The sequence below is a fragment of the Pseudomonas sp. TMB3-21 genome (assembly GCF_054898145.1).
Map to the genome: position 1 here is coordinate 4289097 of NZ_CM142718.1, position 15636 is coordinate 4304732.

The window sequence follows — 15636 nt, forward strand, 5'->3', positions numbered from 1 at the left end:
CGCCACAATTTGCATCGTCATACGCCTTCAATCACCGTCATCGAACCCCGCGTGTTGCCCGTTCGTGAACTGGCCTATCATCGCCGCGCGACGGGCGATTTGCTGGAGACGCGAGTTACGCATCAAGCTTATGACACGGCCGGTCGGCTGTGTGAGCAGCGCGATCCTCGACTTTTTGTTTCATCCCTCACTGATCCCGAAGTGCCGGTAAACCTGCGCACCATTTACAGTCTGTCAGGCCAGTCACTGTGCAGCGATAGCGTCGATGCAGGCTGGCAGCTGAGCTTGCCAGGTCCTGATGGGCTGGCGGTTAAAATGTGGGATCAGCGAGGGTGGCATCGGCGGATCGAATACGATCTGTTGCTGAGGCCGGTGGCTATTGCTGAGCACATCAGTGGCGAGCCGGAGTGTTACGCGGAGCGCATCACTTGGGGACGCTATACGCCGATTGACGCCATGCACAATCGCAGCGGCCAGCCGGTGCGCCATGATGATCCGGCGGGTAGCCGGTTGATTTCCGAGTATGGACTGTCCGGCGCGGTCCTCGAAGAAGTCCGGCATTTTCTTGCTAGCCTTGAAGCACCTGATTGGCCAGACGCAGAAGCCGAGTGCGATCTGCTACTGGAGCCGGGTGAAGGCGCACGTTGCAACTGGCGTTTCGCGGCAACCGGTGAAGTGCTGAGTCAGATGGATGCCAAGGGGCATACCCGGCATTTGCGCCATGACTGCATTGGTCAGCTGCGTGAGATTGGTCTGCAACGAGCGCAGTGCAACACCGTCGAAACCCTCGTCGGCGGTATTGAATACAGCGCAGCCGGCCAGGTCCTCGAGGAACTGGCTGGTAATGGAATACGCACAGTTTCCAGCTATGACCTGGCCAACGGACATCTCCTGACGCTCGCCAATCAGGCCCCCAATGGCCAGTTTCTGCAAAAACTGAGCTACTGCTACGACCCCGCCGGCAACATCATAAACATCACCGACGCCGCGTTACCCATCCAGTACTCGGCCAACCAACGCATCGAACCCGTCCGACATTTCACCTACGACACGCTGTACCAACTGATCAAAGCCACAGGCTGGGAATCTGCCAAACCGTCATTGGGCCCCGCATTGCCGGAGTGGCAAGCCTTCGGCTCGGCCGACAGCAGCCGTTGGTGTAACTACACCGAAACTTATTTTTATGATGCGGCGGGCAATCTGTTGCAACGGGTTCATCAAGGCGCTGTGGACGACACGCTTACCATGCAGGTGGCTGCGCACAGTAATCGCAGCATCAAAGACCGGCCGGGGGCGGAGCTGGACGGACTTTTCGATGCGCGCGGCAACTTGCTCGAGTTGCAGCCAGGTCAGTCCTTACAGTGGAATGGCCGTAACGAGTTGAGCGAAGTCGTGCAGGTCGCCCGACGCAACGCCCCCAGTGACAGGGAATTTTACGGCTACGATCATGAAGGCATGCGTGTCCGCAAATGCCGCACTGCAGCAGCGAAATCCATCATCCACACCGCCGACGTGCGATACCTGCCGGGTCTGGAACTGCACAGCAACAGCGCCACCGGCGAGAACTTGCAAGTGGTCAGCGTTCAGGCCGGCCGCTGTTCGGTGAGACTGTTGCATTGGAGCAGCTCTCCTCCGGACGGCGTGATCAATGACCAGCTGCGTTATTGCTTCGATGATCATCTGGGCTCAAGCGCCATTGAAGTCGATGCCGATGCGAAACCTATAAGCCAGGAAATTTATTACCCGTTCGGCGGTACGGCTTGTCTGGTCGGGCGGAACAAGGTTGAAACCAGCTACAAAACGATTCGCTACTCCGGGAAGGAACGGGATGCAGCCGGGCTCTATTACTACGGTGCACGTTATTACGCCCCTTGGTTACAGCGGTGGCTGAACCCTGATCCGGCCGGCAATGTAGATGGATTGAATCTCTATCGATTTGTCAGAAACGCCCCGCCAAATTATCGTGATGAAACAGGACTAGCCCCAACGCCAGCCTCAGATTGCAAGCAACTACCGCTTTATCTGCACCAAGCTCTAATGGGGGCTAAAGATATAGTAGAGCGAGCACTGATTGAGCTGGATGCGGGCAGAGGTGCGAGATTTCTTGAAACTCACATAGGCACTGCTTCACCTGAGGATTTTGATTATCTCACCAGTGGCTTCAAATATATTTTATGGGATATCGAACATATTGAGAAAAACCCGCACAGGTTGGTGTCAGTGTCGGGCTCGCGAGATATTGCATACGTCTTAAAAACAAATCCGGACAGGGAGATATACATCAACCGAGCGCAATTCAACGCCCTGAGCCCGGAAAACCGAAGTGATACGTTAATACACGAGCTCACCCATTTAAGTTTCATATTTGATTCATATGATTTTTGGTATGTTTCAACGATTAATGGGCGCAGTCCGGACGAGCTTGCGTTTATTTCGGCGTCCATAATAAGTACAGGTGTAATCAATCCCACGCTTTTGGGAAGACATATGAAAGTATTAACTAACCTTGCGCGTGAAGCCACCGTAAACGGCGCACTGGCAAAGTTCAATAGCTCAAGGAGCTTCAGGGCTTACATTGCTTCGCGTAATGCGGACACTCTCACCAATGTTGCGGTCGCGTTAAGTAGAAATAATAAAGGGCATAATGTCTAAGTAAAGGTTATGCATTTGAGCTGCTGAGCCAGACACTTATCACTTCAAAGCAACCGCGCAATTCGGCCCAACGTTTCCATCGCCTTCTCCGAAACCTCATCCCAAGGGCTTCCATAGTTCAACCGAATGCAATTCCTGAACCGCTGCGACGGTGAAATATCGGCCCCGGCGCGATGCTGATGCCTTGCGTCAGCGCCATCTGAAACAATTTCAATAAACCATTATTCGTCGATCTGGGTGATGGATGGTAGAGCAGTGTCTACTGTCATTGTTGTCAGTAGACGTTGAATCTCCGCACGCCTAGATTGCCAGTGGTCTTCCTTGAGTCGAGCGCTACGATTTGCACCGGAATACGCCCTCAATCACCGTCATCGAACCCCGCAGGTTGCCCGTTCGTGAACTGGCCTATCATCGCCGTGCGATGGGCGGTTTGCTGGAGACGCGGGTTACGCATCAGGTTCATGACGTGGCTGGGCGGCTTTGCGAGCAGCGCGATCCTCGACTGTTTGCGTCTGCCTTCACTGAGCCCGATGTGCCGGTAAACCTGCGTACGTTTTACAGTCTGTCGGGGCAGTCACTGTGCATCGACAGTGTCGATGCAGGCTGGCAGCTGAGATTGCCCGGTCCTGATGGGCTGACGGTTGAAGCGTGGGATCAGCGGGGGTGGCATTGGCGGATTGAATACGATCTGTTGCTGCGGCCGGTGGCGGTCGTTGAGCACTTTAAAGGTCATCCCGAGCGCTGCGCCGAACGAATCACCTGGGGACGCTTTACGCCGGATGATGCCTTGCGCAATCGCTGCGGTGTGCCTGTGCGCCATGATGATCCAGCGGGCAGCCGATTGTTGCCGGACTACGCGATGGCGGGGTCCGCCCTCGCTGAAGTCCGGCATTTTCATGAAAGCGTTGAATCACCCGGCTGGCCGTTGGATGAAGTCGAACGTGACCGACTGCTCGAACTGGGGGATGGCGCACGGTCGACTTGGCATTTCGCCCCAACGGGCGAGGTGTTGTGTCAGACGGACGCCAAAGGGCGTACCCGGCATTTCCGCTATGATCGCGGCGGTCAACTACGTGGCATTCGATTGCAACAAGCGCAGCGCACCACGGCCGAAATCCTCGTCGGCGGTATTGAATACAGCGCCGCCGGGCAGGTCCTCCACGAGTTGGCCGGCAACGGCATGCGGACTTTTTCCAGTTATGACCCCGCCAGTGGGCAACTGCTGACTCTCGCCAATCAATCGCAGGATGGCACGTTTTTACAGAACCTCAGTTACCGCCACGACCCGGCCGGGAACATCACTGCGATCACTGAGGACGCGCTACCGCTTCAGCATTTCGCGAACCAACGCGTTGAACCGGTTCGTCATTTTGTCTACGACACGCTGTACCAATTGATCAGCGCCACAGGCTGGGAATCTGCCAAACCGTCATTGGGCCCCGCGTTGCCGGAGTGGCAAGACTTCGGCTCGGCCGACAGCAGCCGTTGGTGTAATTACACCGAAACTTATTTTTATGATGCGGCGGGCAATCTGTTGCAACGGGTTCATCAAGGAGCGGTGAACGACACGCTGAACATGCAGGTGGCAGCGCACAGTAATCGCAGCATCAAAGACCGGCCGGGGGCGGAGCTGGACGGACTTTTCGATGCGCGCGGCAATTTAGTGGAATTGCAGCCGGGTCAATCCTTGCAATGGAATGGCCGAAACGAGTTGAGCGAAGTTGTGCAGGTCGCCCGACACAACGCTCCCGGCGACAGAGAGTTTTACAGCTACGATCACGAAGGCATGCGTGTTCGCAAATGCCGCACTGCCGCCGCGAAATCCATTACCCACAGCGCGGAAGTGCGATACCTGCCGGGCCTCGAACTGCACAGCAACAGCGCCACGGGCGAACAGTTGCAAGTGCTGAGCATTCAGGCAGGCCGCTGTTCAGTAAGGCTGCTGCACTGGGACAGTCCGCCGCCGGAAGGCGTGGACAATGACCAGCTACGTTACTGCTTCGATGATCATCTGGGCTCAAGCGCCTTTGAGGTCGACGCTGAAGCAAAACCGATCAGTCAGGAAATTTATTACCCGTTCGGCGGCACGGCCTGGTTGGCGGGGCGAGGTAAAGTGGAAACCAGTTACAAAACGATTCGCTACTCCGGGAAGGAACGGGATGCGACCGGGCTTTATTACTATGGTGTCCGGTACTACATGCCATGGTTTCACCGCTGGTTGAATCCGGACCCGGCGGAAAACGCGGATGGCTTGAGCTTTTACAAGTTTACTCGAAATAACCCGACCAACTGCATAGATAGAACGGGACTAAATTCGGTATGGGCATCAATCAATGATTTTGTACTCGAAGGGTACCATATCAGATGGGCGGTAAGTGCGAGGGGAATGGCCGCCATTCGGTCGAGGCAGCCGGAGGTTGCTGTTGCGTTGGATAGCGCGTTTGAAAGGGCAGTTACGTTAATAGATAACGCAGTTAAGGCGTTCTATGAGCCCAGCTCTCGTGGGGCGATAGAAAAATACGCAGGAGCTATTGCTGCGGATAAATTTACTTTATTAAAGAGGAATATTGAAGCTATGCAACAACGCATTCACAAATATGGAGCAAATTCGGAGAAGATGGTGCTGCTAAAAGGACGCTTGTCTGTAGCTGGAAAAGTGTTCGATTGGGATCGTAGAAGTAAGATATATCTTAATGGTGACGTACTCTTAACAAACACAGTTGAGGCTAATGCGCATCTCTTGTTACATGAGTTGTCGCATATTGTGGTGCGCACTAAGGACTATTGGTATTCTTCGGGTAGCGTTGACAAAGCCGGCTCTGTTGATTCGCAAGATGCCTACGGGATGACATTCAATGACAATGTGGCTGAATTTCAATTTATTAATGATTCAAGCCGTATTCTGCGTGGAGACATCGAATGCTCCGACATCGAGCGTGATTTGCTAAGTGACTTTCATACTAAAGATAAGGGAGTAGTCATTAGCCAATTTAAAGCGAGACCTGCGATGAGAGGCGAAAAGGCTTTAAGAAATGCGGATACGTTTGTAGCAATTTTGAGAAGTTTGAGTCGATCGCACCAAAAACACAGTAACGCTGAGGTCAGCTTGGTCTGAAAGACCGCACAATCCGCCCCAACGTCTCCATCGCCTTCTCCGAAATCTCATCCCAAGGGCTTCCATAGTTCAACCGGATGCAATTCCTGAATCGCTGCGTCGGTGAAAATATCGGCCCCGGCGCGATGCTGATGCCCTGCGCCAACGCCATCTGAAATACCTTCAACGAATCGGTCTGCCCGGGCAATTCCAGCCACAGGAAGTACCCGCCCGAAGGGTGACTGACCCGGGTTTGTGCCGGGAAATAACGCCCAATCGCCGCGAGCATCGCGTTCTGCTGTTCCTCCAGCGCATAACGCAACTTGCGCAGATGCCGGTCATAGCCGCCATGCTGTAAGTAATCGGCAATAGCGGCCTGAGCCGGCATCGATGCGCACAGTGAGGTCATCAACTTCAATCGTTCGATCTTCTGCGCGTAACGTCCAGCTGCCACCCAGCCAATTCGATAACCGGGCGCCAGGCTCTTGGCGAACGAGCCGCAATGCATCACCAAACCATCGGTATCAAAGGCCTTGGCCGGTTTCGGTGCCTGCTGCCCGTAATAAAGCTCGGCGTATACATCGTCCTCAATCAGCGGTACTTGGTGCTTGCGCAACAGTTCTACCAGTTCGCGTTTCTTCGCCTCGGGCATGGTCGCGCCGATTGGATTGTGGAAACTGGTCATGCACCAGCAGGCCTTGATCGGGTGGCGATCAAGGGTCTGCGCGAGCACGTCAAGGTCGATGCCGTCGCGCGGGTGCACGGGAATTTCCACGGCTTTGAGTTTCAGCCGTTCGAGGATCTGCAGGCAGGCATAAAATGCCGGGGCCTCGATCGCCACCAGATCGCCCGGTTCAGTGACGGCTTGCAGGCACAGGTTCAGCGCCTCGAGGGCGCCGTTGGTGATCAGCAGTTCTTCCATCGGCAACATCAAGCCGCCGACCCTATAGCGCAGGGCTATTTGCCGGCGTAGTTGCGGGTTGCCCGGAGACAAGTCCGTGACGACCATGCGCGGGTCCATATCGCGGGTGGCGCTGGAGAGCGAGCGCGACAGGCGCTGCAGCGGAAACAGGGCAGGGCTTGGGAAGGCCGAACCGAAGGGCACAGTGTTCGGATCCTTGATCGAATCGAGGACCGAGAACACCAGCTCGCTGACGTCCACTTCGGTGGATTCGTTGACTTCACGGCTGATCACCGGTTCAGAGAATGGCATCGGTGCATGGGCGTTGACGAAGTAGCCGGAGCGCGGGCGCGCGCGAATCAGACCGCGACGCTCAAGCAGGTAATAGGCCTGAAACACAGTCGACGGGCTTACGCCGTGAGTCTGGCTGGCGTAGCGCACCGAAGGCACGCGCTCGCCAGGGCCCAGGACGCCGGAGCGGATCAGTTCAGCGATGTCGTCGGCGAATTTTTCGTAGCGTTTCATTCGAAGCCCGGGCAGTTTCATCATTGAAGTCGAGGCGGTCTCATCGCGCCGCAGCAGTTTAACGACTCAGCGATTCATCGGTGCAACAAAGCGGCTCGTCGCCACGCTGTAAATCTGTGGCTCATCACTGTCGACAATCCTGAAGCCGATACCTTGCGAACTGCTGCCTGGCCGTTCCATGGTCATCGCCACTGAAACCGGCACGTCGACAATCTCCCCCGGCGCGAGGCTCAGTTCGGTCTTGCCCTGCAACACAAAGCCTTCGGCATTCTCGAGCATCAGCCGGTAATCCTGACGCCGCTGCGTCTTGTTGATGACCTTCAGGCTATAGATGTTTTCGATCTGGCCCTGACTGTTTTCACGGAACAAACCGCGGTCCTTGCTCACGTCCAGCGAAACCATCGGCCGTTCCACCAGGGAGACCGCAAGGGCCGCGACCATGATCAACAACACCGCGGTGTAGCCGATCAATCGCGGCCGAAGCAGGTGGGTCTTGCCGCCCTGCAACTCCCGTTCGGAGGTGTAGCTGATCAGCCCGCGCGCGTAGCCCATTTTGTCCATGATCGAGTCGCAGGCGTCGATGCACGCGGCGCAACCGATGCACTCCATTTGCAGGCCGTCGCGTATGTCGATGCCCGTCGGGCAGACCTGCACACAGAGCTGGCAGTCAATGCAGTCGCCAAGGCCAACCACGGCGGGTACCACTTCACGCTTGCGCGCACCACGGTTTTCGCCACGCGCGGCGTCGTAGGAAACGGTCAGAGTGTCCTTGTCGAACATCACACTCTGGAACCGCGCATAGGGGCACATGTGCATGCACACCGCTTCGCGTAGCCAGCCGGCGTTGATGTAGGTCGCGCCGGTGAAAAACATCACCCAGAAGAGGCTGACGCCGCCAATCTGCAAGGTCAGCAGTTCTTCGGCGAGCGGACGAATTGGCGTGAAGTAGCCAACAAACGTCAGGCCGGTCAACAGGCTGATGGCCAGCCACATCGTGTGCTTCGCTGAGCGGCGCATCAGCTTGTTCAAAGTCCACGGCGCGGCTTGCAATTTGATGCGCTGATTGCGTTCGCCTTCGGTGATTTTTTCGCACCACATGAAGATCCATGTCCAGGAGCTTTGCGGACAGGTGTAGCCACACCAGACTCGGCCGGCGAACACCGTGATCGTGAATAACCCGAACGCAGCGATGATCAGCAGAGCCGAGAGCAGGATGAAATCCTGCGGCCAGAAGGTTGCGCCGAAAATGTGGAATTTGCTTTCGGCCAGGTCCCAGAGCACCGCCTGACGACCACTCCAGTTCAACCATACCGTGCCGAAAAAAAGCAGGAACAGGAAGCCTGCACCGGTGATGCGCATGTTTCGAAAGAGGCCGGTAAAGCTGCGGGTGTGAATCAGGTTGTCGGTCGATTTAGCCCTGATCGGCGGACGCGAAGGCCAATCGTCTTTCAGCAATGAGGACGGTTCAATCGTTTGGACGGGGATTCTTTCGCTCATGGTCTTCAGCTCAACAGCCTCCATCAGGCCGCTGAACTATGAGCGATGCTCTGTTTGCATAACAGACTCAGGCTTCGCGAAAAAAAGCGGATCAGATGCTCGCTGATCCGCTGTTTGCGACGAGTCGAAACACTTGAGCTGCAGGCGCCTTACCTGAAAGGACTGGCGCGCAGGCGGCTATCAGACCACCGAATCACTGTCGGTTTCCTTCAGATTCTCACGACCGTCCGTTGCACCCGCTACGGTCAACAAGTCAGCTTCAGCTTCTGTAATGAAGACACGTTTGCCATCAAGGTCCACCGCCGACATACGCATCTCATGATCGGTAATTACGGTCAAATCCGGCGCCAGACGAATTTCCTCGCCATTATCACTGGTGAAAAAAGCGGTTTGATCCTGGGTGCGGACAGGCATGGCAGGCATCCTTTTTAGCGGGAGTGGTGATCTATTAGGACGCGTGTGCGCGGCATCGTTCTGTGCAACTGATTAATGGTCAACGCGGTCCATGTACTACACATTTATGACAAGGAGGCTTCATGGACGCCTGGTGTGACGAAGTATGGGTAACGCTGCAATCTGAATTCGCTGACATCGGCGATGCCTCTCAACTGACACGCATCACCGTCAGACTGCTTATGGCGGCCATTCTGGGCGGCATTCTCGGATTTGAGCGAGAGCAGAAGGGCAAGGCCGCCGGCGTTCGTACGCACATGCTGGTGGCGATGGGCGCCGCGTTGTTCGTGCTGGTCCCGCAGATGTCCGGTTCGCAGGCAGACGCCATGAGCCGTGTATTGCAGGGTGTGATCGCCGGCATTGGCTTCCTCGGCGCCGGTACCATTCTGAAGAATACCGGTGGTGATATGGGTCACGTCAAAGGCCTGACCACTGCAGCCGGTTTGTGGATGACCGCCGCCATCGGTGTGTCAGCCGGCATGGGCCGCGAAGCGACGGCGGTGGTGAGTACTTTGCTGGCGCTGGTGGTATTCAGCGTGATGCCGAAGATTGTGCGGGTATTTGACAAAAACGGCGATCAGGACCGGCCGTAGAGGTAAGTCATTCCCACGCCGGGCGTGGGAATGCGTTGGGGATTTACTCGGCCGCAACCACCACCGGCGGCATCGTATCCGGCGGATCCTCCCGAGGCGGTGGCGTAGTCCCTGGCGGTTCCTGCTCAGGGACCGGTTGCGGATCGGTCGGCGGGATGACCGGGTCGTCGATGTTCGGATCGGGCGTTTCTACCGGGTTGGGAAGGGTCATCGTTGAAGCCTCCTGTGGCACATGGCGTGAGACGTGCTTAAGTCGATTGACCACCACGCAACGGAATTGATTCCCCCCGATATCCGCGTGAACTTTTACTCATGGCCATAGCTCGGAACCTAAGCGAGTTCATACCGGGGCAGACCGCCTTGTGAGAACGATGATCAGACAATGAGCGTCCATGGGGCGTTAAGGAGAGATGCTCGATGACTGCTGAAAGCACTACAGAACTTAGCTATAACCCGCACATCCCGCTGGCACAGGCGTTACTCCTGCCGCGCATCGCGATTGAAGACACCATGCCGATCCTTGATGGTGGGCAGTTTGCCGTCAAGGCCGTGGTTGGCCAGGACGTAGTGGTAACCAGCAAGGTGTTTGCCGATGGCCACGATAAGCTGGCCGTGCGCATCCGCTGGCGTGCCGAGGGTGATGAGACCTGGCAAAGCGAAGTCATGGAAGAACTTGGCAACAATGGCTGGGAAGGTCGCTTTCAGGTGGCGCAACAAGGCCGCTACGTTTATTGCATCGAGGCCTGGATCGATCATTTCGCCACGTTCTGCTATGAGCTTGAGAAAAAGCATCTTGCGGCAGTGCCCGTGAGCCTGGAATTGCAGGAAGGCCGCAATCACGTCCAGCAAGCGGCAGAGCGCACTGAAGGCCAGTTGAGCGAAGACCTCGCGGCGCTGCATCATGAATTGTCCGGGCTGCTCGAAACCGAACAGGTCGCGCTGTTTTTGCACCAACGTAGCGCTGATCTGATGCAGCAGGCTGACCACCGCGCCTTCCTTAGCCACAGCCCGGAGTTCCCGGTAGACGTCGAGCGCGAGCTCGCGCAGTTTGCCAGCTGGTATGAACTGTTTCCGCGCTCGATCACTGATGATCCGGCTCGCCACGGCACATTCAACGATGTGCATGCGCGACTGCCGATGATTCAGGACATGGGTTTCGACGTGTTGTACTTCCCGCCGATTCACCCGATCGGCCGCAGCTTTCGCAAAGGCCCGAACAACTCGCTGAACGCTGGCCCTGATGATCCGGGCAGCCCTTACGCGATCGGCAGTGAGGATGGGGGTCACGAGGCCATTCATCCGCAGCTTGGCACCCGCGAAGACTTCCGTCGGCTGGTGGCAGCTGCTGCCGATCACGGTCTGGAAATTGCCCTCGATTTCGCCATTCAGTGCTCTCAGGATCATCCATGGCTCAAGCAACATCCGGGCTGGTTCAACTGGCGGCCGGACGGCACGATCAAATACGCGGAAAACCCGCCGAAGAAATACCAGGACATCGTTAACGTCGACTTCTACGCCGCCGACGCGATTCCCAGCCTCTGGGTGGAATTGCGCGACGTAGTCGTGGGTTGGGTCGAAGAGGGCGTGAAGATTTTCCGCGTCGACAATCCGCACACTAAACCCCTGCCGTTTTGGCAGTGGCTGATTGCCGATGTGCGCGCGCTGCATCCGGAAGTGATTTTTCTGGCCGAGGCCTTTACCACTCCGGCGATGATGGCGCGGTTGGGCAAAGTCGGTTACTCCCAGAGTTACACCTACTTCACCTGGCGCAACACCAAATACGAACTCTCGACTTACCTCGCCGAGCTGAACGAGTCGCCTTGGCGCGAATGCTACCGGCCGAATTTCTTCGTCAACACGCCGGACATCAACCCGCCGTTCCTGCATCAGTCCGGGCGTCCCGGGTTCCTCATTCGTGCGGCACTGGCGACCATGGGCTCCGGTTTGTGGGGCATGTATTCCGGGTTCGAGTTGTGCGAGTCGGCGCCGGTGCCGGGCAAAGAGGAATACCTCAACTCCGAGAAGTACGAGATTCGTCCGAGGGATTTCAACGCGCCGGGCAACATCATTGCCGAGATCGCTCAGCTCAATCGCATTCGCCGACAGAACCCGGCCTTGCACACGCACCTTGGCCTCACGATCTATAACGCCTGGAACGACAACATTCTGTATTTCGGCAAGCGCAGCGAGGATGGCAGCAACTTCATCCTGGTCGCCGTCAACCTTGATCCGAATAACGTGCAGGAAGCCAATTTCGAATTGCCGCTTTGGGAAATGGGCCTGCCTGACGACGCCGCCACGCAGGGCGAAGACTTGATGAATGGCCATCGCTGGACCTGGCACGGCAAGTATCAGTTCATGCGGTTAGACCCGGCTGTGCAGCCGTTCGGGATTTGGCGCATCACCGTTTGAGACCAAAAACTGTAGGAGCGAGCCTGCTCGCGATAGCGGTGTGTCAGGCAATACATGTGCTGAATGTACCGCCGCCATCGCGAGCAGGCTCGCTCCCACAGGTTAATCATTGCGTCTGAAATGGTGATCGGTTCAGCGGCATTTTTCGAATTCAACAGGAGTTTCAAATGGCGAAGAAATCCAATGGAGCTACCTTTATCAAGGACCCGCTCTGGTACAAGGATGCGGTGATCTATCAGGTACACGTCAAATCTTTTTTCGACTCCAACAACGACGGGATCGGTGACTTTCCCGGCCTCATCGCCAAACTCGATTACATCGCCGATCTGGGCGTCAACACGATCTGGCTGCTGCCGTTTTATCCCTCGCCACGCCGCGACGACGGCTACGACATCGCCGAGTACCGTGGTGTGCATCCCGACTACGGCACCATGGCCGATGCCAAGCGGTTCATTTCCGAAGCGCACAGCCGTGGTTTGCGGGTGATCACCGAGCTGGTCATCAACCACACCTCCGATCAACACGCCTGGTTTCAGCGCGCGCGCAAAGCCAAGAAAGGCTCGGCGGCGCGAGACTTTTACGTGTGGTCCGATGACGATCACAAGTACGACGGCACACGCATCATCTTTCTCGACACCGAGAAATCCAACTGGACGTGGGACCCGGTCGCCGAGCAGTATTTCTGGCACCGTTTCTATTCTCACCAGCCGGACCTGAATTTTGATAACCCGCAGGTCATGAAAGCGGTGTTGTCGGTGATGCGCTACTGGCTCGACATGGGCATTGATGGCCTGCGTCTGGATGCGATCCCGTACCTGATCGAGCGCGACGGCACCAACAACGAGAACCTGCCCGAGACCCACGACGTTCTCAAGCAGATTCGCGCCGAAATCGATGCCAATTATCCAGACCGCATGTTGCTCGCCGAGGCCAACCAATGGCCGGAAGACACGCAGCTGTATTTTGGTGACACCGATAAACAGGGTCTCAACGGCGACGAATGCCACATGGCGTTCCACTTCCCGTTGATGCCGCGCATGTACATGGCGTTGGCTCAGGAAGACCGTTTCCCGATTACCGACATTCTGCGCCAGACCCCGGAAATTCCAGCTAATTGCCAGTGGGCGATTTTCCTGCGCAACCACGATGAATTGACGCTGGAAATGGTCACCGACAAAGAGCGTGATTACCTGTGGAATTACTACGCGGCCGACCGTCGGGCGCGGATCAATCTGGGTATTCGCCGGCGCCTGGCGCCGTTGATGGAACGTGACCGTCGCCGCGTTGAATTGCTCAACTCGCTGCTGCTGTCGATGCCGGGCACGCCGACGCTGTATTACGGTGACGAGATCGGCATGGGCGACAACATTTACCTCGGCGACCGCGATGGCGTGCGCACGCCGATGCAATGGTCGATCGATCGCAACGGCGGCTTCTCCCGCGCCGACCCGGCGAGCCTGGTGCTGCCACCGATCATGGACCCGCAATACGGTTATCTGTCGGTCAACGTCGAGACCCAGTCCGGCGATCCGCATTCGATGCTCAACTGGACACGGCGCATGCTCGCCGTGCGCAAACAGTCGAAGGCCTTCGGGCGCGGCACGATAAAAATGCTCTCGCCGAGCAACCGGCGGATTCTGGCGTATACCCGTGAATTCACCGGGGCGGACGGCAAACACGAAATCATCCTGTGCGTGGCCAACGTGTCCCGTAGCGCCCAGGCAGCGGAACTCGACTTGTCGGCTTACGTTGGCATGGTTCCCGTGGAAATGCTTGGCGGCAATGCGTTCCCGCCGATTGGCCAACTGAATTTTCTTCTGACCCTGGCGCCTTACGGCTTTTATTGGTTTGGACTCGCTGCGGAGAATCAAATGCCCACCTGGCACGTAGAACCGGCGCAAAGCCTGCCGGACTTCACCACCCTGGTGTTGAAAAAACGCATGGAAGAGCTGCTCGAGTCGCCGTCTCGCGACACGCTGGAGCAGAGCATTCTGCCGAACTGGCTGCAAAATCGACGCTGGTATGCCGGTAAGGATACGGCGATCGAGAAGGTCAACCTCGCCTATGGCGTGCGTTTCGGTGATGCCCAGCATCCGGTGCTGTTGAGTGAAATCGAAGTCACCAGCGGCGGCCAGACCAGTCGTTATCAATTGCCGTTTGGCTTTATGGCTGATGATCAGGTCGGCCCGGCGCTGCCACAGCAGTTGGCGTTGTCGCGGGTTCGACGCGGGCCGCAGGTCGGCTTGATCACCGACGCGTTCAGCCTCGAGAACTTCATCCGTGCGGTGCTGCAAGGCATGCAGGACAACACCGTGTTGCCATCGGATGGCGGCGAGATTCGTTTCGAACCGACTGCAGAACTGGCCAAACTTGGCCTGACCGCCGAATCGGAAGTGCGCTACCTGTCCGCCGAGCAGTCCAACAGTTCAGTGGTGATCGGCAGCAGCATGGTGCTCAAGCTGATCCGCAAGGTCGCCTCGGGTGTGCACCCGGAGCTGGAAATGAGCGCGTACCTGACCAACGCCGGCTTCAGCAATATCTCGCCGCTGTTGGGTTCGGTGGTGCGTCACGATGCCCAGGGCGAGGACAACTTGCTGATGATCGCTCAGGGTTATTTGAGCAATCAGGGCGACGCGTGGGAATGGACGCAGAACAACCTCGAACGAGCGCTGCGTGACGAACTGGCAGACGCCATGTCCGAACAGGAACAGCATTACAACGCGCTCGGCGAACTGCGTGATTTCGCCGGGATGCTCGGCCAGCGTCTGGGCGAAATGCACCAGGTGTTGGCCGCGCCGACCGATGACGCGGATTTTGCGCCGCAGGTTACCAGCGAGAAAGATGCATTGGCCTCGGCCAAGGATGTTGCCGCTCAGGTCGAGCGCGCCCTGAAATTGCTCCAGGAACACCAGCATGAGCTGAACAGCGCAGACCAGGCCACGGTTACAAGGCTGCTGGACAACAAAAAAGCCATTTTGGCGCATGTACAGGAACTCGGTAAGAAAGCCACCGGCGGCCTGCGCATCCGTGTTCACGGCGACTTGCACTTGGGTCAGGTGCTGGTGATCAAGGGCGATGCTTACCTGATCGATTTCGAAGGCGAACCGGCGCGTCCACTGTCGGAACGTCGCGGCAAGCACAGCCCGTACAAAGATGTTAGCGGTGTGCTGCGCTCGTTCGATTACGCGGCGGCCATGGCGATCAACGTGCACAACGTCGATAACACCGATGAAGCACAGGATGCCCGCCAGCGAGTGTCCGATCGTTATTTGACTGAAGCAAAACAGGCCTTTGTCGACGCTTATCGGCTGGCGGCAGCTAGTCTTGGTCATGCGTGGCAAGATCCGGAAGGCGAGGACGCCGCGCTGGCGTTGTTCGGTCTGGAAAAAGCGGCCTATGAAGTGGCGTACGAAGCGGAAAATCGCCCGACCTGGTTGCCGGTGCCGCTGCATGGTTTGTATGGATTATTAAGTGGGCTTAAACCCTTTTCCGAACTTGGTGGAGAATAG

9 protein-coding genes and 1 pseudogene are annotated in these 15636 nt (G+C 56.9%); 5 read left to right on the forward strand and 5 right to left on the reverse strand.

The window, feature by feature from the left end:
- Positions 1-9: 9 nt before the first annotated feature.
- On the forward strand, positions 10-2652 hold the full coding sequence (locus ACYZTS_RS19590) for an RHS repeat domain-containing protein (RefSeq protein WP_461991388.1): 2643 nt from the start codon (positions 10-12) through the stop codon (positions 2650-2652).
- A 44-nt stretch (positions 2653-2696) separates the two neighbouring features.
- Here the strand turns inward: ACYZTS_RS19590 and ACYZTS_RS19595 are convergent.
- Positions 2697-2866: pseudogene (locus ACYZTS_RS19595) on the reverse strand (PLP-dependent aminotransferase family protein); the annotation flags it as partial.
- A 171-nt stretch (positions 2867-3037) separates the two neighbouring features.
- Here ACYZTS_RS19595 and ACYZTS_RS19600 point away from each other — a divergent pair.
- A complete protein-coding gene (locus ACYZTS_RS19600; RefSeq protein ID WP_461991390.1) occupies positions 3038-5767 on the forward strand; it encodes an RHS repeat domain-containing protein in 2730 nt (909 codons plus the stop codon).
- Here ACYZTS_RS19600 and mapR read toward each other — a convergent pair.
- From mapR to ACYZTS_RS19615, 3 genes are all read right to left on the reverse strand, one after another.
- Positions 5754-7172, reverse strand: a complete 1419-nt coding sequence (gene mapR / locus ACYZTS_RS19605) for a GntR family transcriptional regulator MpaR (protein ID WP_461991392.1) — start codon at positions 7170-7172, stop codon at positions 5754-5756. The two genes, ACYZTS_RS19600 and mapR, sit on opposite strands and share 14 nt — an antisense overlap.
- Positions 7173-7238: 66 nt before the next feature.
- Positions 7239-8669, reverse strand: a complete 1431-nt coding sequence (gene ccoG, locus ACYZTS_RS19610; RefSeq protein ID WP_461991394.1) for a cytochrome c oxidase accessory protein CcoG — start codon at positions 8667-8669, stop codon at positions 7239-7241.
- 180 nt (positions 8670-8849) lie between these two features.
- The gene (locus ACYZTS_RS19615) at positions 8850-9083 is read right to left on the reverse strand and encodes a DUF3203 family protein (RefSeq protein ID WP_028621115.1); all 234 of its coding nucleotides are present in this window, start codon (positions 9081-9083) and stop codon (positions 8850-8852) included.
- Positions 9084-9205: 122 nt separating this feature from the next.
- On the opposite strand from ACYZTS_RS19615, the gene ACYZTS_RS19620 reads away from it, so the two are divergent.
- Positions 9206-9715: an MgtC/SapB family protein gene (locus tag ACYZTS_RS19620; protein WP_028621114.1), complete on the forward strand. Its 510-nt coding sequence runs from the start codon at positions 9206-9208 to the stop codon at positions 9713-9715.
- 43 nt (positions 9716-9758) lie between these two features.
- Here ACYZTS_RS19620 and ACYZTS_RS19625 read toward each other — a convergent pair whose 3' ends face one another.
- Entirely contained in the window at positions 9759-9926 is a 168-nt protein-coding gene (locus ACYZTS_RS19625) for a hypothetical protein (RefSeq protein ID WP_177326947.1), read from the reverse strand.
- Between the two features lie 206 nt (positions 9927-10132).
- On the opposite strand from ACYZTS_RS19625, the gene ACYZTS_RS19630 reads away from it, so the two are divergent.
- Complete coding sequence (locus tag ACYZTS_RS19630; RefSeq protein ID WP_461991397.1) at positions 10133-12127, forward strand: alpha-1,4-glucan--maltose-1-phosphate maltosyltransferase; 1995 nt, start codon at positions 10133-10135, stop codon at positions 12125-12127.
- Positions 12128-12294: 167 nt separating this feature from the next.
- Positions 12295-15636 (forward strand): maltose alpha-D-glucosyltransferase, encoded by a 3342-nt coding sequence (gene treS / locus ACYZTS_RS19635; protein ID WP_461991399.1) that lies wholly within the window; start codon positions 12295-12297, stop codon positions 15634-15636.

Excerpts from the sequence above, each read along its gene's own strand:
- mapR (WP_461991392.1), bottom strand. The coding sequence starts at position 7,172 with ATGAAACGCTACGAAAAATTCGCCGACGACATCGCTGAACTGATCCGC.
- ccoG (WP_461991394.1), bottom strand. The coding sequence starts at position 8,669 with ATGAGCGAAAGAATCCCCGTCCAAACGATTGAACCGTCCTCATTGCTG.
- ACYZTS_RS19615 (WP_028621115.1), bottom strand. The coding sequence starts at position 9,083 with ATGCCTGTCCGCACCCAGGATCAAACCGCTTTTTTCACCAGTGATAAT.
- ACYZTS_RS19620 (WP_028621114.1), top strand. The coding sequence starts at position 9,206 with ATGGACGCCTGGTGTGACGAAGTATGGGTAACGCTGCAATCTGAATTC.
- ACYZTS_RS19625 (WP_177326947.1), bottom strand. The coding sequence starts at position 9,926 with ATGACCCTTCCCAACCCGGTAGAAACGCCCGATCCGAACATCGACGAC.
- ACYZTS_RS19630 (WP_461991397.1), top strand. The coding sequence starts at position 10,133 with ATGACTGCTGAAAGCACTACAGAACTTAGCTATAACCCGCACATCCCG.
- treS (WP_461991399.1), top strand. The coding sequence starts at position 12,295 with ATGGCGAAGAAATCCAATGGAGCTACCTTTATCAAGGACCCGCTCTGG.